General features: G+C 30.8%; 25 protein-coding genes. All 25 read left to right on the top strand.

Going from position 1 to position 25667, the window contains the following annotated elements; genetic code table 11:
• Positions 1–35: 35 nt before the first annotated feature.
• The 25 genes from RVY88_RS06305 to RVY88_RS06185 all read left to right on the top strand — a co-directional run bounded on the left by RVY88_RS06305 (position 36) and on the right by RVY88_RS06185 (position 25664).
• Entirely contained in the window at positions 36–935 is a 900-nt protein-coding gene (locus RVY88_RS06305) for a glycosyltransferase family 9 protein (RefSeq protein WP_162167504.1), read from the top strand.
• A complete protein-coding gene (locus RVY88_RS06300; RefSeq protein WP_162167503.1) occupies positions 936–2156 on the top strand; it encodes a glycosyltransferase family 2 protein in 1221 nt (406 codons plus the stop codon).
• Positions 2153–2623, top strand: coding sequence for a class I SAM-dependent methyltransferase (locus tag RVY88_RS06295; protein ID WP_011732274.1), 471 nt, complete (start codon positions 2153–2155; stop codon positions 2621–2623). Before RVY88_RS06300 ends, RVY88_RS06295 begins: the two co-directional genes overlap by 4 nt.
• On the top strand, positions 2601–3017 hold the full coding sequence (locus tag RVY88_RS06290; RefSeq protein ID WP_224727762.1) for a hypothetical protein: 417 nt from the start codon (positions 2601–2603) through the stop codon (positions 3015–3017). The genes RVY88_RS06295 and RVY88_RS06290 overlap by 23 nt, the downstream gene beginning before the upstream one ends.
• A complete protein-coding gene (gene asnB, locus RVY88_RS06285; protein ID WP_002850679.1) occupies positions 3010–4812 on the top strand; it encodes an asparagine synthase (glutamine-hydrolyzing) in 1803 nt (600 codons plus the stop codon). The genes RVY88_RS06290 and asnB (RVY88_RS06285) overlap by 8 nt, the downstream gene beginning before the upstream one ends.
• On the top strand, positions 4809–5915 hold the full coding sequence (locus tag RVY88_RS06280; RefSeq protein WP_317051279.1) for a glycosyltransferase: 1107 nt from the start codon (positions 4809–4811) through the stop codon (positions 5913–5915). Before asnB (RVY88_RS06285) ends, RVY88_RS06280 begins: the two co-directional genes overlap by 4 nt.
• Positions 5912–7366, top strand: a complete 1455-nt coding sequence (locus tag RVY88_RS06275; RefSeq protein ID WP_162167501.1) for a hypothetical protein — start codon at positions 5912–5914, stop codon at positions 7364–7366. The genes RVY88_RS06280 and RVY88_RS06275 overlap by 4 nt, the downstream gene beginning before the upstream one ends.
• The gene (locus RVY88_RS06270) at positions 7366–8091 is read left to right on the top strand and encodes a methyltransferase domain-containing protein (protein WP_002850681.1); all 726 of its coding nucleotides are present in this window, start codon (positions 7366–7368) and stop codon (positions 8089–8091) included. The genes RVY88_RS06275 and RVY88_RS06270 overlap by 1 nt, the downstream gene beginning before the upstream one ends.
• Positions 8088–9164, top strand: coding sequence for a glycosyltransferase (locus RVY88_RS06265; protein ID WP_038454200.1), 1077 nt, complete (start codon positions 8088–8090; stop codon positions 9162–9164). The genes RVY88_RS06270 and RVY88_RS06265 overlap by 4 nt, the downstream gene beginning before the upstream one ends.
• Complete coding sequence (gene asnB, locus RVY88_RS06260; protein ID WP_057040817.1) at positions 9152–10903, top strand: asparagine synthase (glutamine-hydrolyzing); 1752 nt, start codon at positions 9152–9154, stop codon at positions 10901–10903. The genes RVY88_RS06265 and asnB (RVY88_RS06260) overlap by 13 nt, the downstream gene beginning before the upstream one ends.
• Complete coding sequence (locus RVY88_RS06255; RefSeq protein ID WP_038454205.1) at positions 10900–11970, top strand: DUF354 domain-containing protein; 1071 nt, start codon at positions 10900–10902, stop codon at positions 11968–11970. Before asnB (RVY88_RS06260) ends, RVY88_RS06255 begins: the two co-directional genes overlap by 4 nt.
• The gene (locus RVY88_RS06250) at positions 11957–12610 is read left to right on the top strand and encodes an O-methyltransferase (protein ID WP_162167500.1); all 654 of its coding nucleotides are present in this window, start codon (positions 11957–11959) and stop codon (positions 12608–12610) included. The genes RVY88_RS06255 and RVY88_RS06250 overlap by 14 nt, the downstream gene beginning before the upstream one ends.
• A complete protein-coding gene (locus tag RVY88_RS06245) occupies positions 12601–13989 on the top strand; it encodes a hypothetical protein (RefSeq protein WP_057040818.1) in 1389 nt (462 codons plus the stop codon). Before RVY88_RS06250 ends, RVY88_RS06245 begins: the two co-directional genes overlap by 10 nt.
• Positions 13982–15427, top strand: coding sequence for a hypothetical protein (locus RVY88_RS06240; protein WP_162167499.1), 1446 nt, complete (start codon positions 13982–13984; stop codon positions 15425–15427). Before RVY88_RS06245 ends, RVY88_RS06240 begins: the two co-directional genes overlap by 8 nt.
• The gene (locus RVY88_RS06235; RefSeq protein WP_065844036.1) at positions 15424–16821 is read left to right on the top strand and encodes a hypothetical protein; all 1398 of its coding nucleotides are present in this window, start codon (positions 15424–15426) and stop codon (positions 16819–16821) included. Before RVY88_RS06240 ends, RVY88_RS06235 begins: the two co-directional genes overlap by 4 nt.
• A gap of 10 nt (positions 16822–16831) precedes the next feature.
• Entirely contained in the window at positions 16832–16981 is a 150-nt protein-coding gene (locus tag RVY88_RS06230; RefSeq protein WP_011732284.1) for a hypothetical protein, read from the top strand.
• Positions 16978–18396, top strand: coding sequence for a hypothetical protein (locus tag RVY88_RS06225; protein ID WP_162167498.1), 1419 nt, complete (start codon positions 16978–16980; stop codon positions 18394–18396). Before RVY88_RS06230 ends, RVY88_RS06225 begins: the two co-directional genes overlap by 4 nt.
• A gap of 88 nt (positions 18397–18484) precedes the next feature.
• Positions 18485–18652: a hypothetical protein gene (locus RVY88_RS06220; protein WP_011732286.1), complete on the top strand. Its 168-nt coding sequence runs from the start codon at positions 18485–18487 to the stop codon at positions 18650–18652.
• The gene (locus RVY88_RS06215; RefSeq protein ID WP_317051278.1) at positions 18627–19856 is read left to right on the top strand and encodes a hypothetical protein; all 1230 of its coding nucleotides are present in this window, start codon (positions 18627–18629) and stop codon (positions 19854–19856) included. The genes RVY88_RS06220 and RVY88_RS06215 overlap by 26 nt, the downstream gene beginning before the upstream one ends.
• Positions 19857–19862: 6 nt before the next feature.
• The gene (locus tag RVY88_RS06210) at positions 19863–20396 is read left to right on the top strand and encodes an adenylyl-sulfate kinase (RefSeq protein WP_274380338.1); all 534 of its coding nucleotides are present in this window, start codon (positions 19863–19865) and stop codon (positions 20394–20396) included.
• Between the two features lie 22 nt (positions 20397–20418).
• Complete coding sequence (locus tag RVY88_RS06205) at positions 20419–21180, top strand: class I SAM-dependent methyltransferase (RefSeq protein ID WP_002850696.1); 762 nt, start codon at positions 20419–20421, stop codon at positions 21178–21180.
• Positions 21181–21305: 125 nt separating this feature from the next.
• Entirely contained in the window at positions 21306–22082 is a 777-nt protein-coding gene (locus tag RVY88_RS06200; RefSeq protein ID WP_011732288.1) for a class I SAM-dependent methyltransferase, read from the top strand.
• Positions 22079–24343 (top strand): PEP-utilizing enzyme, encoded by a 2265-nt coding sequence (locus tag RVY88_RS06195; protein ID WP_162167497.1) that lies wholly within the window; start codon positions 22079–22081, stop codon positions 24341–24343. Before RVY88_RS06200 ends, RVY88_RS06195 begins: the two co-directional genes overlap by 4 nt.
• On the top strand, positions 24340–24924 hold the full coding sequence (locus RVY88_RS06190; protein WP_002850700.1) for a gamma-glutamyl-gamma-aminobutyrate hydrolase family protein: 585 nt from the start codon (positions 24340–24342) through the stop codon (positions 24922–24924). The genes RVY88_RS06195 and RVY88_RS06190 overlap by 4 nt, the downstream gene beginning before the upstream one ends.
• Positions 24921–25664, top strand: a complete 744-nt coding sequence (locus RVY88_RS06185; protein ID WP_002850702.1) for a sugar phosphate nucleotidyltransferase — start codon at positions 24921–24923, stop codon at positions 25662–25664. The genes RVY88_RS06190 and RVY88_RS06185 overlap by 4 nt, the downstream gene beginning before the upstream one ends.
• The last annotated feature ends 3 nt before the right edge of the window (positions 25665–25667 follow it).

Genomic DNA, 25667 nt, shown 5'->3' with positions numbered 1-25667 from the left:
TATATGGAAAAAAAATTAACACATAAAGTAAGCTTATGAAAATTCTTATCATAAAGCTTGGGTACTCAGAAACATTTATAGACGACAATTCGCGCGTGGTTAGTTTAGGAGACGTGCTAAGAGCAACTCCTATCATAGAAGCTCTGCATCAAAAATATAATAATGCAAAGATCAGTTGGCTAACTAGCCAAGAGGCTTTTACGCTTATAAACGGCGCTAAATTTTTAAGTGAAACAATAATTTATAATGATAAATTTAGCGGCGAGTTTGATGTGGTTATAAATTTGGAGAAATTCGATGAAATTTTTGAGCTGCTAAAACGTATAAAATCTAAACAAATAGTTGGATTTATCAAAGAAAATAACTGCTTAAATATAAGTCCGAAAAACGATAAAATTTTAAAATATATAAAAGAAAGCGGTAGCTGCAGAGTTTGGCAGGAACTTATATTTGATATGCTTGGTTTAAAATGGCAAAACCAAAAGTATAATCTTGGTTATAAACCAAAAAATGGTATTTTGCACGAAGTTGGGCTTAATTATTTAGTAGGTAGTAAATGGCCGACAAAAGCTATGAGTTTAATAAAATGGAATGAATTAGCAAATATTCTTAATAAGCTAAATATAAATTTTTCCTGGCAAGAAGGAAAAGAAAATTTAAAAGAGTATATTGAATGGATAAACTCATGCGAAACTATCATAACGCAAGATAGCCTTGGAATGCACATAGCTATGGCATTAGACAAAAGAGTAATAGCTCTGTTTGGGCCTACAGGATATAAAGATATATTTTTTTATAGCGGATGTACAGTTATTTTACCAGAATACAAATGCCCATTAATGCCATGCTATAAAAAATTATGCGATGAAGATAAATTTTGCATGGAAAATATAAATTTATATAAAATTATAGATATAATAAATAAAGGTATGTAAATGTTCTCCATTTTAGTTTCTACTTATAACAGATCCGGTGTTCTAAAACGATGTTTAAATAGCATATTAGCTCAAACATTTACTCAATACGAAGTTTTAATTTTAGATGACTGCTCTAACGATGATACAAGTGAAATAGTCAAAGAATATACCAAAGATAGCAGATTTAAATATATAAGATTTGAAAAGAACCATTCCCAAGGTGTTATATTGATGAATTTTATTGTAAAAAATAAATTACACAAATATGATTATATAATAGGTATAGCAGATGATGATTATATAAGCGATAATTTTTTGTTCAGATGCTCGAAGTTAATTAAATTTGATCCAGATATCATATCCGTTGATTCTGCCTATAGTTATGGTGGAATCGTTACTTATGAGCCAAATACTTATAGTAAAAATTTCTTTTCAAATTTACAAGCAGATGATATAAATTTTTTAAAACTCAAGGTAAGCATAGTAGTAAAAACGGATTTTTATATAAGAAACGACTTTTATAAGATACAAAACGGAGAAGTTTGCGAGGTACCATATCATAAATATTATAGATTTGCAACATTTGGATATGCAAACGGCGCAAAATACATATTTGAATCTCATGCGGGAAATAGAAGAAAATATACAAACATATTTAATTGGATTATTGCAATAGCTAGTTTATGTATGAAAAATGCCATATATAATAATATTTTTAATAAAAATGATTTTATAAGATTTTGGAATCAAATTTTTGAAGATAAAAGTCAATTTTTAACAGGTCTTACAAATTATTCAAGCAAAGATGTACTAGATAAAATTTTAATTGATTTTAAAGATACAGATAATTTTATGCAAAATGCAAAAAAAGTAGCAAATGAATTTGCTTTAGAATTTCAACCCTCATTTGACGAAACATATCATAAATTAAACTCAAAATTATACACATACGAGGAAAGAAATGACATTATAAAAAACTCAAAAACATTTATGATATACTGCCAAAACGAATGGGGGAAACAGATAAAAGAGCAGTTTATAAAACAAGGTTTGGAGTGCTTGGGATTTATAGATGACGCTAATTCCATGAGTTGCGCTGAATTTTTGAAAAGCGGTTTAGAGCCGGATTTTGTATTTATAGCTACCGGAAAACCGAAACTCATGAGCGATTTAATAAACAATCTGCAACCATACAAAGGCAAAGTTTTAACTCTGCACGAAAAGGATGATTCACTATGAAAAAAACGTTTTCATTTGGAAAAAACTGGCTTAGATATGTAAAATATATATTAAATGAGGATATTATCCAAAACGCATCAAATTCACTAACTAAATTTATTTCTAATAGCGAATTTAAAAATAAAATTTTTATAGATATCGGATGCGGAAGCGGTCTGTTTTCACTTTGCGCATTAAGGTTGGGGGCAAAAAAAGTTATAAGTTTTGACATGGACCTTAACTCAGTACAAGCAGCAAATTTATGTAAGCAAAAATTTGCTCCCGATAGCACAAATTGGGATATTTTACAAGGCTCCATTTTGGATTTAAATTTTTTAAAAAATTTAGAATTAGCATTAAAAAATGAACAAATTATAGTATATTCATGGGGAGTTTTACATCATACCGATGATCTAAACTCGGCTATGTTAAATGCTGCAAACTTAGCCAAATTAGGGGGGGGGTATGGCATACATAGCAATTTATAATAAAACAGAAGCTAGTCCTTTTTGGTTAAAAATAAAAAAATTTTATAATAGTACGAATATAATTATGAAATTCCTTATGGTAAGCGCTTATACGATATTTTTAACATTTGAAGATATCAGAAAAGGACGCGGACTAAATATGAAAGACAAAAGCAGAGGAATGCATAAAATTACAGATGTTATCGACTGGTTGGGCGGATATCCTTATGAGCCCGCAACTGCTAATGAAATTAATGATTTTTGGGGTAAACTAGGTTTTGAATGCACAAAATTTGCTCCTACAAAATACCGTGAGCCGATCTATCCAAAAAGCTTTTTTTATAAATATTTTGTGTATCTAAAACAAGTAGGAACCGGCTGCAATGAGTTTGTATTTAAGAGTAAAAATGTGTAGAATAGCGGGCGGTTTTGCTACAGATTTAAAAGACAAGATCAAACAAATTGCCTATGCCTTAAGAAATGGCGGTGAAAATGAAGCTAGGTTTTATTTTGATCAAAATTTTGCACTTTCTCATAATAGATTAGCCATAATAGACCTTAGCCATAATGCAGATCAACCGGTGCAAAATGAGCGTTTCGTACTCTGTTTTAACGGAGAAATTTACAATTACAAAGAGATCGCGCGAGATCTTGAATTAGATGATAAATTTAAAAACAGCGACACATTGGTTTTGCTAGCAGCATATAGCAAATGGGGTAAAAGTTGCTTAGATAAACTTGATGGAATGTTTGCATTTTGTATTTATGACAAATTTGAAAAAAGCATATTTCTAGCTAGAGACAGACTAGGCGTGAAACCTCTTTATTACTATTTTAAAGATGATAAATTTATATTTGCAAGTGAGTTAAAAGCATTTTTTGCTTACGATAACTTTGATAAAAGTATAGATCAAACAGCTTTCTCACACTATCTAAACTCAGGATATATGCCAGGCGAACAAAGTATTTTTAAATTTATAAAAAAGCTGCCCCCTGCACATTTCTTAGAGTTTTCCAACGTAAAAAAAGAGTTAAAAATCACAAAATACTACGACTTGCGATCTAAATTCAATACTAAAAAAAGTGTCGATTTAACTAAATTTGAAAATGAACTAGAAAACAGCATCATATCACGAACAATAAGCGACGTCGAGTTTAGCTCATTTTTAAGCGGTGGTCTTGATAGTAGTGTTACGGCTACGGTGTTGGCTAAAAACGGATTTAAGTTTAAAACTATTTCAATAGGATTTGAATCCGATAAATTCAATGAGAGCGATTATGCTGCCGCAGTTGCAAAAAACTTAGGTTTGGAGCACATAAATTACACTCTTACTCCAAAAATCGCCAAAGATATAATTTTACAACTACCAAGCGTATATGATGAGCCTTTTGGAGATAGTTCGGCGATACCTACTCTATTTTTATGCCAAAAAGCAAGGAGTTTATCAAAGGTTGCGCTATCTAGCGATGGCGGAGATGAGATAAACTTTGGCTATGCAAGGTATGATTTAAATTATCAACGATATAAATTTTATAAAAAATTCTCGTTTTTAAAACATATATTTTTAAATTTGCCCTACCCTCTTTTAAAAAAAGCATTTGAGTTAAATTCAAAAACATTAGGTGTGGACAGATATTACCGTATTAAAGATAGTTTTAAAACCAATAAATTCATGGAATTATATGCTCTTGAATTTAGACATTTTAAAAATGACGAAGCAAAACTTTTAGGAATTTCAAATGAACCCAACCTAAGTGAGTTTGAACTAGAAAATGAATATGAAAGTATGAGTTTTAGTGATATTTCAACATATTTAAGTGATGATATTTTTGTTAAAACCGATCGCGCGGCAATGAGCGTGAGCTTAGAAGTGAGAGAGCCGCTTTTGAGCTATAAATTTGTGGATTTTATGATAAAAGCAGATCCTAATTTACGTAAAAATAAAGCTTTATTTAAAGCATATCTTTTAAAACATCTTCCAAAAGAGCTTGTAATGAGACCAAAAATGGGATTTGCTCTTCCTATTGAAGAGTGGTTTCATACTGATTTGGGATATCTTTTAGATGAATATTTAACAAATCAAGATTTTTTTGATAAGCAATATATTTTAAATTTAGTTCAAGATTTTAGAGATAAAAAGAGAGTAAATTTTGCTAAAATTTGGCATATTTTACTATTTTTGATGTGGAAAAAAAGGTGGAACATATGATAAAAAACGGCAAAAAAGTGCTATTTGTAATCGACCTTATAAAAGGTGGAGGCGGCGCTCAAAAAGTACTAAAAATCGCTATGCAAACACTTAAAAAAAATGGATTTGAAACTGAACTAATAGTACTCAAACGATCAAATGAAGAGCTTGATTTTAGCGAGTTTAGAGTGCATTACGTATTAAATGAAGATGATAAACTACTTCCGAACTCATTTATTATATTAGAAAAATTAAGAAATTTGATGCGTGAATTTGATATAGTTTGTACATTTATAGATTTTATCACAACTTATTATGTTGCATTGGCTATTGAACTAAACTGTTTTTGCGTTAGCAAAAACGCAAATGCGAAGCAAGCTCTTGAGTCAAGAGAGCTTGTTACGCACAAAACAGACCAAAAACTGATCTGTTTTGTGCGTAACAAGCTCTCTTTCATATCTCAAAGCTTTGCTTTGAAAGAGCTAAATTTAGACTTAGCTAAACTCAGCCTTTCTAGAGCAGATAAAGTAGTAGCAAACAGTATCGAATGTCAAAAAGAACTACTTGAATTTGGGATAAAAAACCCATTATTACTCAATAATCCTATAATATTACCAAAACATATAGAAAACAATCTAAATTTAAATAAAAATTACGCTTTAGCAGTAGGAAGATTAAGCAAAGAAAAAGACTACGAAACTATGATAAAAGCATTTAAAAAAGCAAACTGTAAAGACCTAAAATTGATAATTCTTGGAGAAGGCGATCTGAAAAATTCTCTATTAGAACTAGCCAAAGGAGCGAATATAGAATTTTTAGGATACAAAAAAAACGTAATAACATATCTTGCAAATGCAAAATTTTTCATTCAAACAAGTCTATTTGAAGGCTCATCAAACTCCGTTTTAGAAAGCTACGCGCTTGGTGTTCCAGCTATTCTTAGCGATATCCCGCAAAATAGAGAAATTTACAATTTAGATGCCTGCTATGTGCCGTGTAAAGATATAACATCTCTTAGCAACTCTATAAGAAAATTAAATGAAAACTCTACTAAATTTAATCCTAATTTAACTAAATTTAGTATAGAAAACTTTGAAAAAACACTGTTAGGAATATTTAAATGATCTATATATATCCCAACGGTTACTACACTAAAAAATTAATTTCAATGCTGAAAGAATTTGAGTTTGAGTTTACAGCTATTGATGATAGCGATCCAAAAACTAGCTTAATATCTATGCAAAAAAATATAAAAGATAATCTTTTATTAATTTGCAATGGTGAAATATATGATATTTTAGAAAAAAACGTAAAAAAATGTGGTATAACAAACTACGAAAACGCTTTTTTGTATTTTGCCAAATTTATAGCAAATAATCTTAAAAATACGAAGCTTGAGTTTATAGAAGAGCAAAACATTATCAAACTCAAGCCAAATCCTGTTATAACACTATTTGACGAGTTTTACATAACTTACTCAATGTTTTTAAATAATCAAATATTGACGATTTTACATACAAGTTTTGACTCCAAATTTAAATCTTTCAAATCTCCTTTACCAAAAAGAAAACTAAGTATAAATTTATGCTTTAGCAAAAAAAACAAGCATCTAGGAAATATTGATAATAAATTCATAGATATTTTATATATATTTAACTCGCAAAAAGATTACGAAACAAATAAAGACTCCATAAAAAACGGTCTAATAGTGCCTAGCGTACTTACTGAACTAGTATCAAATAGCGACTTTATACTTACTCTCAACTACCCTAGTTTTCGCACTTATAAAAGTACTGTAGCATTTTTACCACACTCTTTTCACCCATTTTTAGTAGCAACTAGATTTTTCAGAAGTAACGATAGCTATAAACAGTATATACAAAACGTATATTTTAGAGATTTGGATTATATATTTATTAGCTCAAATTTGGAAAATGAGATTTTAAAAGATAATTTAAATGATAGTTTTGACCAATTACAAAAAGTAGTAAAAGCCGGATATCCTAGTCTTGATTTTAATATTGCAAATAAAAAAACAAGCAAAAATGCAGATATAGTTCTATTCGCTTATAGTTTTTTAGATGATTTATTAAATCATAGCGACCTGGAATGGATTTTAAATGATCTCAAAAAGCGAAATTTAAAAGTTGCGCTCCGATATCACGCATACTATAAAAATCATAATATGATGCAAAAGCTGAATAAATTAAAATTAAAATTTAATCTGTTAATAGACGATATGACAAATTACGATATTCTAAACAAAACAAAAGTTTTAGTAAGCGATCTATCTAGCATATCTCACACTTTTTCTCTAACATATCTTAGAAAAAGTGTTATTTTTGCTCCATTTGGCAGATATTTTAATGGGGGGGGGTATAGCGTGAGCTGGCCAGATACTTCTTATCAAATAGAATGCTTTACTAAAGAGAGCTTAGTGGAAAATATAGCGGATCTTATGCAAAGTAGCAATGAAAAAAGTTTAGAAATTTACCGTGATAAAAGTGTTTATAATCTCGGGCATTCAAGTGAGTTTATAGCGAATTTTATATTAGAAAAGTTAAAGGAAAAGTAGTGGATAAAAGAGAAATTTTAGAAATTTGCATCACCGAATATATGAAAAAACATAGCTCAAGACCCGCCTACTGCGAGTACTTACGTACAAAAAAATACGCCTATGAAATGATACTAAAAAACTTCAAGGGCAAAAATGTTCTAGAGCTAGGCAGTGACGGAGCTGCTACATCGGCGATCTTGGCTAGATGGAGTGAAAATCTCGATATAGTGGATATGAATGACAAAATTTCACATCTGATAGAAGAAGATCCGTATCTTAAAAAAGCTAAATTTATAAAATCTCTTTGGCAAGATTTCAAGCCGCAAAATTTATATAGCGATATACTACTCACTGATAGTTTAGAACATATAAAAGATGGTAGTGAGCTGCTATCTATCATTAAAAATTGGCTAAGTTCGGATGGATTTTTACACATTGTAGTTCCAAATGCGCTTTCCTTACATAGGCTAATCGGTGTAAAAATGGGTTTTTTAAATTCTCCTTATGAATTCAATGAAAACGATATTTCAAGCGGCCATGAAAAAGTGTATGACTTTGATACTTTAAAAAGCGATATTTTAAAATCAGGGTTAAAACTAATCAGTATGGAAGGAGTACAGCTAAAACCGCTTACCGATTCTCAACTTACAGCATTTAAGCCGGAATTTAAAGATGCCTTAAGCTCACTTAGCTCACTGCTTCCAAGAAATTCGGCCGAAATTTATGCGGTTTGCGGCATATGAGAACCGTAGCTATATTTACGCAAAATCTAAGTGCTGGAGGCGTTCAAAAATCGGTTATAACATTAGCGAATCATTTTAAAAATATATTTAAAATAGTTATTATTTTATGCGAAAGCGACAAAGACGAATTTTATAAATTTGAAAATATTTTAAAGATAAATAGCGTAAAAATAGATATTAATAAGTCTAGTATCGGGCAGTGGCTTATTGAATACAGAACCAATGAACTTGATAAAATACTATCAAAATTAAAACCGGATTTGCTTATATCATTTGAGGATTATAATAATATAATCGCTTTAAAAACTAAATTTAAATGCAAAAAGGTTATCTCTTCGAGAGTTAGTTTTTCAGGTAATTATGACAACAAAATTCATCTTTTAGATAAAAATTTCTATATAAAAAATATAAAAAATCTCTATTCAAATGCCGATTATGTCATATGCGTAAGCAAATTTATACAAAAAGAGTTGATGGATTTAGGTATAAAAGCTTATCATATTTACAATGGAATTACTATAAATCCAAAAATAAACAATCCTAAGAAGAACTTCATCATAAACTTAGGTCGTCTACATCCTCAAAAAGGTCAAAAAGATCTTATAAAAGCTTACTCACTCATAAAAGACGATATAAAAGAGGACCTTTTTATAATAGGTGACGGTGTACTAAAGCTAGAGCTGCAAAGCTTAATCCAAAGTCTAAATTTAGAAAACAGAGTGAAATTAACAGGTTTTATCAACCCAAAAGACTACATAAATGAGTGCAAAATGGCGATAATGCCAAGCTATTATGAAGGATTTTCAAACTCGGTTTTAGAGATAATGGCTGCAAAAAAAGCCGTTTTGGCGTATGATTATGACGGCGCAGATGAGATATTTGATAAAAATGATTTGATAAAAAAAGGCGATATAGCTGCATTATCATTAAAATTAAAAGAAATTTTAAACTCGCCTCAAATTTTAAACGATTTAGAAACTAAACAGTGGGAAAAAGTAAAGGAATTCGATATAAAAACTACAATGCAACAATACGAAAATTTAATAGCCAAAGTCTTAAAATGTGCGGAATAATCGGTATAAATTCTAAAAACAAAAACTTGCAAAAGGCTCTGAATTTACTCAAAGACAGAGGTCCTGATAACAGCGGAATTTACAGAGCAAAAAATGCTACTTTAGGTCACACAAGACTTAGTATAATCGACCTTAGCTCTTGCGGATCTCAGCCGATGAAAAAAGATAACTTAACCATAGTTTTTAACGGTGAAATTTACAACTACAAAGAATTGGCAAATAGTGAAAATATAAGTATTACAAGCGATACGCAAATCTTGCTTCATATGTATCAAAAGTATGGAAAAGGATTTTTAAATAAACTAAATGGAATGTTTGCTTTTGTGATATACGATGAGCGCGATAATAGCTTTTTTGGTGCCAGAGATACATTCGGTAAAAAACCTCTGTTTTATTATAATTATGGCGGGAATTTTATATTTTCCAGCCGTATAAATGCTATTTTAGAACTGCTTGATTTTACTCCGGAGCCAAATTTGGATGCGATTGATAGCTATCTTAGTTTTATGAGTCCAACTAAAACACAAACTTTTTATAAAAATATATTTAAGATAGAAGCAGGAAGCGCATTTACATACAAAAACGGCGAGTTAAATAGTTATAAATTTGAAACGTTAGATGACATTAAAACGCAAAATATAAATTTTGATGAAGCTAAAAATAAAGTTTTAAATTTACTTAAAACTTCACTTGAAATTCGACTTAGAAGTGATGTTCCTGTATCGTTTTTGCTCTCAGGAGGACTTGATAGCTCACTTCTATGTGCTCTATATGCAAAAGAGTACGGCAATAATTTTGATACATTTAGCCTTGGATTTAATGAGTACAAGACTTACGATGAGACAAGCTGGGCAAATAACGTAGCCAAATATATAGGTTCTAATCATCATAGAATCGAGCTTGGGAAAAAAGATTTTTTTGATATATTTGAGAAATTTTACGATTTTGTTGATGAGCCTTTGGCTGACTCTGCGACTATCCCGACATATTTTTTGAGCAAAAAAATACATGAAAATGGATACAAAGTAGCATTGAGTGGCGAGGGTAGCGATGAGTGTTTTATGGGATATGATCTATATTTTAGAGTTCTTGAGTTTTACCAAAAAAATCTCAACAAAGAGAGTTATCCGCTTATCAGTAAAGATTATGAATACCTGCGCAGAAAAGAGTTAAACTTGCCTATTTACGGCTCAGCCGGAGAGGTTTTTACGAAATACCAAAAAGAAAACTTGTTGAAAAATCAAACTATTTACGAACAACTTTCTTATTATAAAAACGGCTATGATGGTCTAAAACAGATGAGTTATATTGATTTTAAAATATGGGTTAGTGAGGTTTTAACTACTAAAATCGATCGAGCCAGCATGGCAAATTCTCTTGAAATTCGCTCACCGTTTCTCGATATAAACTTAGTCAAATTTAGTCTTAGCATACCAGATAGGATCAAATTTAAAACAACAAATAAAGAAATTCTAAAATCTATCGCATACAATTATCTTCCAAAAGAGACTATAGAACGCAAGAAAAAAGGTTTTAGCTCTCCATTTATAGAGTGGGTAATAGACGAAATGGGTGATAATATAGTAAATGAAATTTTAAGCATAAATAAATTTATACCTTTATTTAATGAAGATTTTGTTAAAATACTCTACCAAAAAGCCATTGGCGGTAGATTTAAACAGCATTTATGGACACTTTTACATCTTGCTATTTGGCTAAAAAAAAGGTACAAAATATGATATGGTTTGATCTTGTTACTCCAAAATCGGTTATGTTTTTTAAACCGCTTATAAAAAAATTTGAAAGCATGGGGCGCGAAGTATTAATCACCGCTAGAGAAAGTTTGGGATATGATGAAGTAGCGGCACTTTTAAGGCTGCATGGTATTAAATTCACAAATCGAGGAGGCTTTGGTGGTGAAAGTCTGCATGGAAAACTAAAAGCTAGTTTAAATAGGCAAAATGAACTTATGGAGTTTATAGCAGAGAAAAATATAGAAAAATTAGTCTGCCTTTGTAGCGTAGATGCTAACCGCGTAGCATTTGGGCTTGGTATTCCGATAATAAATTTTTATGATATTCCGCTATCTGACTATAACACAGACTTTACAAAAGCTCTTCCTCAAGCTCGTCTTACTTTACCTCTATCAAATCGTGCATTTCGTCCATTTATGGTACCAAACGAGATATTTTTGCGATTTGGGCTTGAGGATAAACAGATTTTTGAATATCCGTTTTTAGATGTCGTAGCGTGGTTAAAAGATTTTAAGCCAGATAGAGAATTTTTTGATAATTTTTTAAATTCGCATGGACTTGATATAAATTTACCAACTATCGTAGTAAGAGAAGAGGAGTTTAAAGCATCATATGTAAAAGCAAAATTTCCTATACTTTATGACGGATTAGATAGTATAAAAGATAAAATAAATGCAAATATAATTATAATTCCCCGTTACGAAAGTCTGCCTTTAAAAGATATGTTTCCGTATGCTTGCGTGATCGATAAAAAGATAGAAGTTCAGCATCTGCTGGCATTTAGTGATCTTTTCATAGGCGGAGGCGGAACACTTAACTCAGAAAGCTGCTACTTTGGAACGCCTACGATATCAACTAGAAGTTTTATAAGCCACTACGATAAATGGCTGATGGATAAGGGTCTTATGCAAAAAGCGGATTCGGTAAATGAACTAGTAAATATCGCACTTAGCATAACGTCTAAAAGAAATGAAACATCTAAGGCGATATTTGGTGATATGCAATTCAATATAGATCAAATTTCAAAGGCTATTTTAGATGACTCTATTTGAAGATATTTTGCAACAAATAAATGCTAGGAGAGACGAGCTTTTTGTTCGCGCCGATGAGTTTGTGTTTAATGATTATGGTGCCGGGGCAAGAGATGAAAATAGAAGTCCTGAAATGATGGATATAGGTGTGAAATGCACAAAAACACTAAAAGATTTTGCATATATCGGTGTAAAAAATGAGAATGCAAAACTGCTTTTTGACACAATTAGAGATTTAAAACCAAAGATCATTTTGGAGCTTGGATGCTGTCTTGGATTTTCTAGTATTTTATTTAAAGCTGCGTTTAATAAAGCAAGTATTTATACTCTTGAAGGAGATCTGAACTTAGCGAATTTTGCTAAAGAAAACTTTGATTTTTTTAAATTTAACGATATAAAAATAGTTGTAGGTAAATTTAGCGACACTTTGCCTAAACTGCTTCTAAAAATAGACAAAATAGACTTTGCATTTATAGATGGTCATCACGATAAAAATGCTACTATAGGGTATTTTGAACAAATTTTACCATTTATGAATGAAGGCTCAGTAATAGCATTCGATGATATAAATTATAATAGAAATATGACTAGAGCATGGGATGTTATAAAACAAAATAAAAATAGTAAAGATGACGGTAAAATAGGGATTATATGGCTATAAAAGTCTATATCTACAAAAACGGATATTATGAACAAAATCTACATTATGTCTTAAAATGGCTTAGCGATATTTATAATAATATAATATTGCTGGGATATATAAATAAATCTAGTGAAATTATAGATAAAACAGCTTTTATACTATATATAGATAAAAAACCGAATTTGAAAAATATAAATTTGAAAAATGCGCATCTATTTACAATAAAACTTCTCTTAAGTACCCTTAAAAAAGATAATATAGATGACTATAAAGATGAGGATTTAGCGTTTAATAAAGCCCTACAAATAAGCCTATTCTTTAGTGAAATTTTCCAGCCCAAAAAGCCTAAATTTAAAAAACTTATGCATATTTGCGATAATGCCTTAAATAAAATAAACAGCCACTACATAAATAAAATGGGTAAAAAGATATTTGACGTGGGAATTTTATATCACAAAAGAGATTACAAAAGCCATACTTATGGTATCGCTGACAATATAAATAAATTAAATTTAAAAATAATTTACTGCATAAGCAGCATTGATGGAAGCTGTCCGGATGAGTACAAAAGTTTAAATCCTAAAGTTTGTTTGCCGTGGCATATACTGCATCATTTATCGATTTGTAAAGTTTTTGTAACGCCAAGTGCAGGAGTATTTACAAGAGGTAACTCAAAAAAGTTCTTTATCAGTCATGCTTTTTTGAGCGGAATGAACCCGGAATGTTTTAAAAAACTTGAATGTACATTAAGCATCAGCAGCACTATAGCTTTAGAATATTTAAAAAAGTACGGGCTTGATAAATACAAGGTTAAACTAGCTAAAGTTGGGTATCCGAGTTTGGATTGTAAATTATCTCAGATAAAAAATATACCGAAAAATCCTAAAAATATATTTTTAAGCATAGATAACAATGCGCTTATATATGAAAGCATAGAGCCTCTCATAAAAAGTCTATTAGACAACAACGAAACTATAATATTCCGACCCAAACCACAACACATTAGTAATAATCTAAATACAAATTTTATATCAAAATTTAAAAAATATACTAATTTTATAATAGACCGTAAAGACGTTGTAGATATGGATGAATTACTAAACTGTTTTTTACTAATTAGCGATTATGGATCGATGCTATTTACATTCGCATTTGCCACAAATAGACCAGCTTTAATCTTTGATCCAAAAAAATATTACTTAAAATCAAGCAATCCATTTTATAATAAAAATTTGCATTTAATAGCGTATGATCTAGATACTGGATTAAAAGCCGTTCAAGAAGCAAAATATGCCGATACCAAAAAGATAAAAAACTATCTAAAAACGGTAATTTATAATCTTGGAAAAAGCTCAGAAGCAATCGCAAAAGAGATAGAAGGTTTAACTATTGAATAAAATTTACATCTATCCAAACAATGAAGATGCTTTTTATGCTAAATATATACTCACTGAGCTTATAGATAAATATGGTTTAAAAGCTGAATTTATAAGTATTTTGGATGACAATATACCAGGTCACGAGATAAGTAAAATCTCACCTAATAAAAACAGCTTTATATTGATATCTTGTTTTGATAAAGTTCTTTTTAAAAAGCTTTTTGATAATGCAAAAGGCTTTAAAAGATATGATTTTACAACATTTATAAGCTCATTTTTTAATAAAATTTTAAATTTAAATGAGCTAAATGATATTAATTATCTGCTGAAATCAAGCGTTTTACGACTTGCCCTATTTTTTATCTCGTTTTTTAAAAATAGATCAAATGCATATAAAATGCTAGATGCAAACTTAGAAAGCTTGGTCTCAAAACTAAGCAGCTACTATATAAAAATGCTAGGCGAAAAACCGGACGTCATATATTTTTTAAGCTCGTTTGCGAACTCGAAACATCTTGGCAATATAGATAAATTTATGAAACAAAACGGGTTGAAAATAGCTTATTTTGTAGATGAAAATGACGCTTCGGGGGGGGGTATGTTTAAAAATTTAAACCCGATTATAGCACCGTTTTACTATATGTTAAATACGAATATCTGCAAAATTTTCATATCTACCCACACGGTTTGTATGTCACTGAAAAGTTCACATAAAAAGCTCATAGTTCCACATGCTTTTATATACCCGATTGCTAGTTTGGCGCAGAGAAAACGACCTCTTGATGAACATTTTTTTAACAAACTAGCTAGAAATAACAATCTGATTGTCTGCGCAAGCACAAAATCTAACTATAAAATTCTAAAAACTGCTTTTAAAAATCGATGTTTAAAAGCCGGATATCCTATGTTTGATCTATTACCCAACTTAAATTCAAAAACTCAAGATCCAAAAAATAAAATACTCTTGGCTATAAATAATACAGAATTTTTATATACATTTAAAGTGCAGGTAGAAAAATTATTAAATAAATTTCAAGTTATTTTGCGACCTCATCCTGCTCAAATTTTTGACAAAGAGTTTTTAAATTTAAAAAAAGAATTAGAAAATCATCCAAACTTCTTTTATGACGATAACAAAAATGTCGTAAATCCTCTCACCAATAGTACTTTTTGCTGTTTTAGCGATACTTCGAGTCTATCTTATACGTATGCGATAACGTTTAAAAATCCAGTTATTTTATGCGTACAACAGACGCAAAAATATGAAGATATCAGTTTTTTTGACAAAAGACTACATATTTTATATAATGGAGATATGGTTAAATCCGCTAGAAAAGCTTTTGAGTTTGATAATAGTCTAGTAGATAAATATATAAAAGATGAAATGTATAATTACCAAAACTCGAGCAAATTTATAGCTGAGTTTATAACACGAAAAATCAAGGAAAACAGATGACAAAACATTATTTCATATATCCAAACGGCGGACATTCAAAAATGCTCGCTCACAATCTTGATCTGTTAGGCCATTCATATACTTTTTTGGATGATTTTAAAGAGTCTATGAGTTTAGAATCAAATTTAAAATTCATAAAAGACAATGGGGGGGGGTCGATGAGTAATCCGATACTTCTAGCTTGTGACTCACTTTGTCAAGAGTCTATAGAGCTAAAAGATAAACTAAGAACGAAAGTGGAAAACCTTGGTTTGGCATGCGAAGATGGTTTTATATATATCATGGATGAGCTAAATTCATATATAAAAAGCGCTACAAATCCTAAAAATAAAACTCTTGGTTTGCATATGTATGGAAGGGTAGACAAACGATACTCAAGCTTATATCTTAACAGTATATCGGGCAAATTAAATATCGTTTATATTTTTTCTACCTATGACGAATTAAATAATAACAAATCTTTAAACAATACATTCGCTATGCCTTTTGAACATATAAAATATCTTAACAGCTTGCAGATTATACTATCTACAACTAATAAAACTTCTGATGGTAAAATTTTACTTTCTCTCAATCATAAGATTATCGTAATGGCTCATGCATACACATTTCCAAACGGTTATTTAGCATACGATGATATAAATAGCAAATATAAAAAATGCGCTATTAAATTCAACATAAACGAGAATATGCCGTACATACTCGTCTCATCAAAAACAAATTATCAAATGGCCATGGATTATTTTAAAGAGCTTTATGGATACGAGACAAATAAATTTATAAAAGCCGGTTATCCGCCTCTTGATGAAAATATAAAAAACTATGAAGCGATTAAAAAACAGACGCCAGACACTATTCTTCTTGCAACTAGAAGCAAAAGAGTTTTGCATCTGCTAAAACCAGTTGCTTCAAAACTATTAAATTTAGGATATAAGCTGCATTTTAGACCCCATCCTCAAGACTGCGGTCATAAAGAATTTCAAGATTTTGCTTCTGAGTTTGAAAACATAGAAAATTTTACAATAGATATGAATTACAAAGGCATAAAGCAGAGTAAATTTTCTATGGACACACTGAGCAAAATGATATGTATCGTAACTGATTATTCTTCTTTTGCCTATACTTTGCCGATTACAAACCTTCGCCCAGCAATACTATTTTATCCAGATACCATTTTACAAAAATGCTTAGAAGAAAAAATAAATAATAAAATATATAAATTTAACGACGATAGATTGCACATAGTAGCAAAGACGGGTAATGAAGTTTTAGATGCCGTGCAAAATCTAAATTTAGAAGAGTGGGAAAAGAAAATTTTAGATTATAGAAATGATGAGATATATAATATAAAAAACTCGAGCAAATTTATAGCTGAGTTTATAACAAATTTATAAAGGAGATAAAATGAGAATTTTGATATACGCATATGGATTTATAGGCAAAAATAACTACGAATTTATGAAACAATTTTTTGATGAAGTTTACGTGTATGATGATATGTTAAATATGTCAGGATTGTCAAAACATTTTATCAAAAATAAGGAGAAAATTTGATTTATATATACCCATACGGTGGCTTTGGTAAAAGCGTAGCGGAAATTTTAACGATATTTGATATCAAGCATAACTTTATAGATGATAATGTAAAACATCACAAATTAAGCGATTTTAAATTGGATACAAATGATGAAATTTTAATCAGCATTTCGGACGGATATACAAATTTAAAATCCAAAGTAGACAATCTAAATATTAAAAACCAAAACGGAGTGTTATATTGTGCAAATCTAATTTCTCAATTTAAAAATACAAGTGCGAATGAAATAATGAAAAAAAATTGCAAAGTAATTAATGCCATAGATGCATTTTATAACAAATTTTCACTGCATTACAAAGAAATTTGGAATAAAATAATAAGCGATACAAAAAGAGAATTAGGAAAACGTTTAAATGGGTTTTATAAACAGCATATGCCAAAAAACATATGGGGGGGGGTATATTTGATTTCCTTCGCTCAAAATAAACATCTTTATAAAATACCATATTTACTAGAAAACAAACTTATAAATAAAAATATCGTCTATATATATCCATATAAAGAGAAATTTGAAGGTAGAAATATAGAAATCGCAGTTCCTTATAGGCTTTTTGAATTTATAGATTTTTTGCCCAATGTGCTAACTCTTTTTGCCGGTATAAAAGCTAATAAGAATAGTATATATTTTTGCGTGGAACATATTTACGCTGCTCCATTTGTATTTGGCATGTATAGCGATGAAGCATTTTATAAAAAATATTATAAAGAGCAAAATTTAAACTATATTTTTAGTTCATGTAAGAAAAATTTTATGGTAGAAAATGCCTTAAAAGCAGATTATGAGGTAATCCAAGCAGGATATCCTAGCCTTGATAAAAACCTAGATGAATATAGCGATAATGAGATTTTAAAAGAGTGGATTTTAGTAGCTCCACGGATAGACGATTTTCTAACTCCAGCTAGAAACGATCTTATCAGTAAGCTACTTGATCTCGGATATAAAGTCATTTACAGACCGCATCCAAATGAAGAATACGATTCATTGCCAAAACCAAATAATAAAAATTTTATTTTAGACATAAATGAAAATATAATAAAATCATTTAATATATCTTTTACGATAATAACTAATCACTCTAGCTTGGCTCATACTTATCCGCTTACAACTCTTAGAAAAGCAATTTTATTCATGCCTAAAGAAAACTTTACTAAAGGCATAAACAATAAGACTTTTTTTGATGAAAATTTGCATCTAAAAGCTACAAATTTTGATGAAATTATACTGTATTTAGAAAATATGAAAAATGATAAAAACTATTTACAAGAGAAAGAAAAAATCAAAGATTATAGACAAAATGAAGTATATAATTTAGGAAATTCCAGTGAATTTATAGCTGAATTTATACTAAATCACTCAAAGGAGATAAATTGATCCGACTATCACAAATTATAAATTCATACAAAACTATCATCTAAAGCAGTTAAAACTAAGAAAAAATTTATTAGATTAAAGGAGACAAATGCACTATTTCATATATCCAAACGGCGGACATTCAAAAATGCTCGCTCACAATCTTGATCTGTTAGGCCATTCATATACTTTTTTGGATGATTTTAAAGAGTCTATGAGTTTAGAATCAAATTTAAAATTCATAAAAGACAATGGGGGGGGGTATAGAGCAAAATAGCCCTGTTCTTTTGGCTTGCGATAGTTGCTCACATAAGACTAGAGCCGTTAGAAAAAAACTCATTTCAAATTTAGAAAATCTAAATATAAAATGGGCTGACGGATTTGAGTTTATAGCAGATGAACTTTTAAAATTTGAAAATATAAACTTAGAAAATAGCGTGGCGATCCTTACTACAGCGCTATTTAAAAATAGACACTACGGCAGTATTTTTGATATTTTGTTAAAAAATAAAGTAAATATCTTCATAGTAAATAGCTACATACAAAATTATAAAAACGACAAAGGATTTATGGGGCTTTCAAACATTTTGATACCGACCAACTCTCTAAAATACTATAAATTTAAAATCGTTCTTTCAAGCGTAAATCTAAGCTATCAAAACGTATGTTTTACTCATAAAAACTCATTTGCAATGGTATTTTCGCATCATCTTACCATGCTTAGAAGTTTTATTTTCACGCATAAAATTTGCGATATCTCAAAACAAGAGAGTCAAGAGAGTATAGATACTTTTGGCAGTGCAGTGGATTGCTACTACGTGGCGATGATGAAAAGCGATCACAAATGCTTTAATGCCCTAAATAGCAAAGCTAAACTTTTAAACTTAGGCTATCCGAGTATTGATGAACAGATAAAATCATACATTCCGAATAATCCTCAAAAGTGTGTTTTGGTGCTATTTAGACATTCTAAAGCGTACGAAAAAATCATTGAAGTTATGGACAAACTTTTAAATTTAGGATATGAAATTATATTTCGCCCTGTCCCGACCTTTGAAAACAATAGCGACAATTTAGAAATAAAAAACCACTTTTTAGGTCGCAAAAACTTTACCTACGATACCGATCCAAAAATATCCAACCAAACTCTACAAAAATCTATGTGCGCTATAGGGGACTATTCATCAACCATATTTAGTTTTCCGTTTACCACGCTTAGACCTTGTTTGTTATTTTATCCAACAGATATAATGGGAGATAAATTTGAAATAGAAACCATAAATGGTAAAACACTGAGTTTGGCAGATAAAAACTTGCATATAGTATCTAGAACCGCAGATGAACTGATACAAAACATAGAAAATCTAAATTTAGATGAATGGAAGGAGCGTATTTTAAACTACAGAAATAGTGAAATTTACAACCTTGGGCACTCAAGTGAAGCTATTGCTCAGTTTATACTTGATAAAATAAAACCATAAAATAGTATAAAAAACAAAGGAGAACCGGTGATTATCTGGATAATGGGATTAGCAGGCAGCGGAAAAACGACTTTGGCAAAAGAGTTGCGTAATCGACTGCAAAACTCCATTTATATAGATGGTGACGAATTTAGAGAGGTATTTGGAAGCGTTAATTATGATAAAGATTCTCGTATCAAAATCGCAATGCAAAAAGCAAGACTCGCAAATGCGCTATCAAAACAAGGATTTACGGTAATCTGCACTGCTATTTCTATGTTTGAGCAAAATTATAATTTCAACCGACGCTTAGATGAAAAATATATCGAAATTTATTTAAAATGTGAATTTGAGGAACTAGTAAAACGCGATCAAAAAGGGCTTTATACCGGTGCGCTTAGCAAACAGATAAAAAACGTAGTCGGCGTAGATATCAAGTATGATGAGCCAAATGCCGATATTACGCTGGACAGTTCAGATTTTTCAAATTTGCAGGCGAATTTAGATAAAATATTAACTTTACTAAAACGTCAAAAAAGTGAAAAATTACAAAATAATTAACCGTTAAATTAAAGGATTAGTATTGAAACAAGGAGATTTTAGCGAAGTAGCAAAGTTCTATCACAATAGACCGGCTTACAACTATGAACTTATCAAAAATATATTAAAATGTGCGAATTTCAAAGATGATTTTTGTATCGCAGAAGTAGGAGCCGGAACAGGAAAATTAACTGCTATTTTAAAAGAGTTAGCGCCAAAAGCAAAAATAGTCGCAGTAGAGCCAAACGATGAGATGAGAGATATAGGACAAAAAACCGTAGAAAACGTAACTTGGATAAAAGGAAGCGGTGAAGATACAAAGCTACAAAACGATAGCGCAGATATACTATTTATGGCTAGCAGTTTTCACTGGACCGACCCTACTCTTAGTCTTCCTGAGTTTAAACGCGTACTTAAAAAAGATGGATATTTTTGTGCGCTATGGAATCCTAGAGAGATAGAAAAAGGAACCGTTTTTGATGAGATAGAGTGCGAGATAAAAAATATACTACCAAATCTAAATCGTGTTAGCTCAGGCACTCAAAACAGTAAAAATTGGATAGAAGTTATACAAAGCACAAAAGATTTCAAAGATTGTATGTACATGGCGATGCCTTATATAGAAAATATGAGTAAAGAACGCTATATAGGAGCTTGGCAAAGTGTAAATGATATACAAGCGCAAGCTGGGGGGGGGTCTAAGTGGAATGAGATATTAAAAATGATAGAAGATAAAATCTCAGGCTTAGATGAATTAAAAGTAAAATACACTATCAAAGCCTATCTAGCAAAAAGTACTAAATAACGGAATTAATGAAAATTTAGGCAAATTTGCCCTTGGTATTATGTTCCGCATATATCAAAACAGTCTGCTTTGGACGAGTTTAAAATATAGTTTAAAGCAAATAAAAATAAAAAAAAGGAAAAAATATGCAAAAAGATCTAATAGAACAAAATTGGGATTATACAAAACACGCAGAATTCTACTCATATAGACCAAATTACGCAAAACAAGCAATTGATATTTTAGCATTTTATGCGTGCCGAAATGGGGGGGGGTATGGAAATATGAGCGTAGCTGATATCGGTGCTGGAAGCGGAAATTTAAGTCTTATGTTAGATGAAATAGGACTAAAAGTGACTGCAGTAGAACCAAATGACGCCATGAGAAGTATAGGCGAACAACGTCTGCCAAATGTAACGTGGGTAAGAGCAAACGGCACCGATACGACGCTAATGGAAGATAAATTTGATTGGGTTACTTTTGGATCTAGCTTTAATGTTATGGACAGAAACATAGCACTAAAAGAAGCACACAGAATCCTAAAAAAAGACGGAGTTATGAGCGCCATGTGGAATCACAGAGATCTAAATGACCCTATACAAAAAATAGCGCAAGATATTATAAAAAGCTTTATCAAAGATTATAGCGGCGGAGTTAGGCGTGAAGATCAAAGACCGATTTTAGAAGCCCATTCTAAGCTTTTTAAAGATATATTTTACATAGAGCAAGACTTCTACTTTCATCAAAGCATAGAAAACTATATCTTAGCATGGAAAAGCGTAAAAAATAGCTTTTGGGATTTAGAAACAAAAGAAGGAAGCGAACTATTTGAACGCATCTGCTCTAAACTTAGAAGCGAACTTCCAAAAGAGTTTGACATACGCTATACTACAAGAGCTTGGAGCGTAACAAAAGTAAGATGAAATTTCAAACCAAAGCTAGAAATTTAGAGATCCTAAAACCGATTTTAAAATCAGCTAAAATACTTCCGCTTATAATCTACAAGAAGAAGTATATAATGTCAAATTTAGATTTTGTTATGAATGAAATTTTATCTAAATTTAACACAAAATTAATCGTAAGAAGTTCATCTTGTTTAGAAGATAGCAGCAGCTCGTCTCACGCAGGAGAGTTTGAAACTCTCCAAAGCGTTACTGCTTCAAATTTAAAAACTGCTCTTTTAGACGTAGCTAGCTATTTAAATGATGATGATGAAATTTTTATCCAGCCGATGCTAGAAAATATAGAATTTTTTGCAGTTTGCATGAGCGCTTTAAACTATGCAAATTACATCACTATAAGCTATGATGAGAGCGGCGATAGTAAAAATTTAACAAACGGCGACGGACTTTTTAGAACGGCCGTTATATTAAAATCCCACGTAAGCAAAAATCCTAAATTTAAAAAAATAATCTGTTTGATAAACGAACTTGAAAATCTATATAATAACGCTTTTATAGATATCGAAATTGCTTTTAGCAAAAACGAGCTTTATCTTTTGCAAGTACGTCCTATAGTCAAAAATGAAAGCAAAAATTTGCATGATTTAACCTTGATCCATGATATGATAGCTAAAAAATTTGAAAAACTTAGCTTAAAACGCCCTCATTTGCTAGGAGATAAAACTATTTTTGGCATTATGCCAGATTGGAATCCGGCCGAAATCCTAGGACTCCGCCCAAAACGCCTTGCTATCAGCCTTTATAAGGAGCTTATCACTGATAATATCTGGGCATACGGTAGAGACAGTTACGGCTATAAAAATCTACGTTCATTTCCGTTAATGATAGATTTTGCAGGACTTTGCTATATAGATACAAGAGTTAGCTTTAACTCATTTTTACCAAAAAGTATAGACGATAAACTAGGCGAAAAACTAGTAAATCACTGGTTAAAAAAGTTAGAAAACAGTCCGCAAAACCATGATAAAATCGAATTTGAGGTTATTTTAAGCTCATACGAATTCGATATAGATGAAAAACTTAAAGATATGGATAATTTCTCGGCAGATGAAAAGACAAAAATCAAAAACTCTCTAAAAAATCTTACGATTGATATAATAAGCCCAAAAAGTAGATTTTACAAAGATTTAGAGCGCATAAATGAACTAGACAAAAGAGTAAAAGAGCTTAAAAGCTCAAATTTAGCAAGTATAGATAAAATTTATTGGCTTATTGAAGAATGCAAAAGATACGGAACTCTTAGTTTTGCCGGTATAGCGCGCGCTGCATTTATAGCAACTTCTGTTTTGAACTCCATAGCTAGAGTAGGAGCTATATCGCAATGTGAAAAAAACGAGTTCTTGAACTCGCTTAGCACGGTAAGCAGCAGTCTAGCAAGAGATATAAATTTACTTACAAAAGATGATTTTTTAAAAATCTACGGGCATCTTAGAGTAAATACGTATGATATCACGAGCCCTAGATATGATGAGAGTTTTGATGAGTATTTTACAAAAAACAGTAAAATAACAAACCAAAATGTCTCAAAGAAAAAACCGTTTAAATTAAAAAATACAAAGCCGCTAAATACCTTGCTTAAAGAGCATGGATTTAACATAGACGCCAACGAACTTTTTGAGTTCTTAGCTCTTGCTATAACAAGCAGAGAGAGTTCTAAGTTTATATTTACTAAAGCACTCAGCCTTGCACTAAATGAGATAAAGCAGTACGCTTTAAAACTAGGAATTAGCAATGATGATGCTGCATTTTTAGATATAAAAACACTGCTTGGATTTTATACGACTCTTGAGAGTTTATCTGCAAAAGAGCTAATACTATCAAACATCGCTAAAAACAAAGCCGAATTTGAAATAACAAAATCACTTAACTTGCCTCCGCTCATTTGCAATAAAGATGATATTTATGAATTTATTCTAGGTGAAAATGAGCCAAATTTTATAACTCAAAAGAGCGTACAAGCAATGACCGCTTCAATAAATGATAGTGATCTAAACGGTAAAATCGTCTGTATAAATTCAGCCGATCCCGGATATGACTTTATATTTAGTAAAGGAATAGCCGGCCTGATTACAGCTTATGGAGGAGCAAACTCGCATATGGCGGTACGATCAAATGAATTCGGGTTACCCGCGGCGATAGGAGTCGGCGAGGATAGATTTAACATATATAAAAAAGCAAAAATTATAACGCTAGATTGTCTGAATAAAAGAATAATAGTATGAAAGTAGGCGTAATTTCAAAACTTATAAAAAGCAGTTACGGCGAAACTATGCAAGCTATAGATTTAAGATTTTGCCCTATTTTGGAACAAAACGGTTTTAAAACTAATTTGCTTATATATGGAAAAACTCCGAATTTAAAAGAGCTTGACGCAGTTATAATAAGTGGCGGAAATGACTTAAATAGCTTGATATCAAACGATATAAACGCCGCTAGAGATGAGTTTGAAACAATAGTTTTAAATGAGTGTTTGAAACTAAATTTACCTATTTTAGGCATTTGCAAAGGTGCTCAAAGTTTAGCAAATATATTAGGAGCTAAATTTAAAAAAATAGATAATCACGTAGGAGTCCATGAAATTTTATGGCGAAACGGAAAAAAATTTGAAGTAAATTCATATCACAACTGGGCTATAGAATATAACTTAAACGGTGAAATACTCGCAACAAGTAGCGACAATACGGTAGAAGCATTTATAAATAACGATAAAAAAATAATCGGCGCCATGTGGCATTTTGAGAGAGAAGAGACTCTAAGTGCGGCTAGTAAGGAAATTTTTAAAATATTTAAGGAGCTTAAATGAAAGCGATTATTCTTGCAGCAGGACTCGGTAGCAGATTAGAAGAACTAACAAAAGATAGGCCAAAATGTTTGGTAGAATATAAAAATATGCCTCTTATAAGCTATCAACTAAACGCGTTTTTAAAAGCCGGAATAAACGATATAGCTGTTGTTGGAGGGTATAAATTTGAAGTTTTGAAAAACTATTTAAATGCAAATTTTAAAAAAGTAAAACTCTATGAAAATACGGATTTTGCTAGTTCAAATATGACCTATACAATGTTTTGCGCTAGGGAATTTATGGATGATGATACAATCATAAGCTACTCGGATATAATTTATGATTATGAGTTTATAGAGCTTTTAAAAGCATGCAAAAACGAACTTTCTGTTATGGTGGATAAAAATTGGCTGGAACTTTGGAAACAGAGATTTAGCGACCCTTTAAGCGACGCTGAAAGTATGGAAATACAAGATGGATTTATAAAAGAGCTTGGTAAAAAAGTAACGCATATAGATAAAATAGATGCTCAGTACATAGGACTTTTTAAATTTAACAAAAGTTTTTTGAGCAGTGTTTTTGACGTTTGGGACAATCTTGATAAAAATAGATATTATGATTCTAAAAATTGGAAAAATATATATATGACATCTTTTTTAACAGAAATTATAAACAAATTTGATAACGCCAAAGCAATATTTGCTCCTAAAAATTGGCTGGAAATCGACCAAAAAACCGACCTTGAAATAGATATTTTTTAATTT

This window comes from Campylobacter sp. TJR-1 (assembly GCF_032840035.1).
GTDB lineage: Bacteria > Campylobacterota > Campylobacteria > Campylobacterales > Campylobacteraceae > Campylobacter > Campylobacter fetus.
This window is presented reverse-complemented; position numbering and strand designations above follow the sequence as displayed.

Bases quoted from the DNA above. Each gene is read 5' to 3' on its own strand.
- RVY88_RS06305 (WP_162167504.1), top strand. From the start codon at position 36: ATGAAAATTCTTATCATAAAGCTTGGGTACTCAGAAACATTTATAGAC.
- RVY88_RS06300 (WP_162167503.1), top strand. From the start codon at position 936: ATGTTCTCCATTTTAGTTTCTACTTATAACAGATCCGGTGTTCTAAAA.
- RVY88_RS06295 (WP_011732274.1), top strand. From the start codon at position 2,153: ATGAAAAAAACGTTTTCATTTGGAAAAAACTGGCTTAGATATGTAAAA.
- RVY88_RS06290 (WP_224727762.1), top strand. From the start codon at position 2,601: ATGGCATACATAGCAATTTATAATAAAACAGAAGCTAGTCCTTTTTGG.
- asnB (WP_002850679.1), top strand. From the start codon at position 3,010: ATGTGTAGAATAGCGGGCGGTTTTGCTACAGATTTAAAAGACAAGATC.
- RVY88_RS06280 (WP_317051279.1), top strand. From the start codon at position 4,809: ATGATAAAAAACGGCAAAAAAGTGCTATTTGTAATCGACCTTATAAAA.
- RVY88_RS06275 (WP_162167501.1), top strand. From the start codon at position 5,912: ATGATCTATATATATCCCAACGGTTACTACACTAAAAAATTAATTTCA.
- RVY88_RS06265 (WP_038454200.1), top strand. From the start codon at position 8,088: ATGAGAACCGTAGCTATATTTACGCAAAATCTAAGTGCTGGAGGCGTT.
- asnB (WP_057040817.1), top strand. From the start codon at position 9,152: ATGTGCGGAATAATCGGTATAAATTCTAAAAACAAAAACTTGCAAAAG.
- RVY88_RS06255 (WP_038454205.1), top strand. From the start codon at position 10,900: ATGATATGGTTTGATCTTGTTACTCCAAAATCGGTTATGTTTTTTAAA.
- RVY88_RS06250 (WP_162167500.1), top strand. From the start codon at position 11,957: ATGACTCTATTTGAAGATATTTTGCAACAAATAAATGCTAGGAGAGAC.
- RVY88_RS06245 (WP_057040818.1), top strand. From the start codon at position 12,601: ATGGCTATAAAAGTCTATATCTACAAAAACGGATATTATGAACAAAAT.
- RVY88_RS06235 (WP_065844036.1), top strand. From the start codon at position 15,424: ATGACAAAACATTATTTCATATATCCAAACGGCGGACATTCAAAAATG.
- RVY88_RS06230 (WP_011732284.1), top strand. From the start codon at position 16,832: ATGAGAATTTTGATATACGCATATGGATTTATAGGCAAAAATAACTAC.
- RVY88_RS06220 (WP_011732286.1), top strand. From the start codon at position 18,485: ATGCACTATTTCATATATCCAAACGGCGGACATTCAAAAATGCTCGCT.
- RVY88_RS06215 (WP_317051278.1), top strand. From the start codon at position 18,627: ATGGGGGGGGGTATAGAGCAAAATAGCCCTGTTCTTTTGGCTTGCGAT.
- RVY88_RS06200 (WP_011732288.1), top strand. From the start codon at position 21,306: ATGCAAAAAGATCTAATAGAACAAAATTGGGATTATACAAAACACGCA.
- RVY88_RS06195 (WP_162167497.1), top strand. From the start codon at position 22,079: ATGAAATTTCAAACCAAAGCTAGAAATTTAGAGATCCTAAAACCGATT.
- RVY88_RS06190 (WP_002850700.1), top strand. From the start codon at position 24,340: ATGAAAGTAGGCGTAATTTCAAAACTTATAAAAAGCAGTTACGGCGAA.
- RVY88_RS06185 (WP_002850702.1), top strand. From the start codon at position 24,921: ATGAAAGCGATTATTCTTGCAGCAGGACTCGGTAGCAGATTAGAAGAA.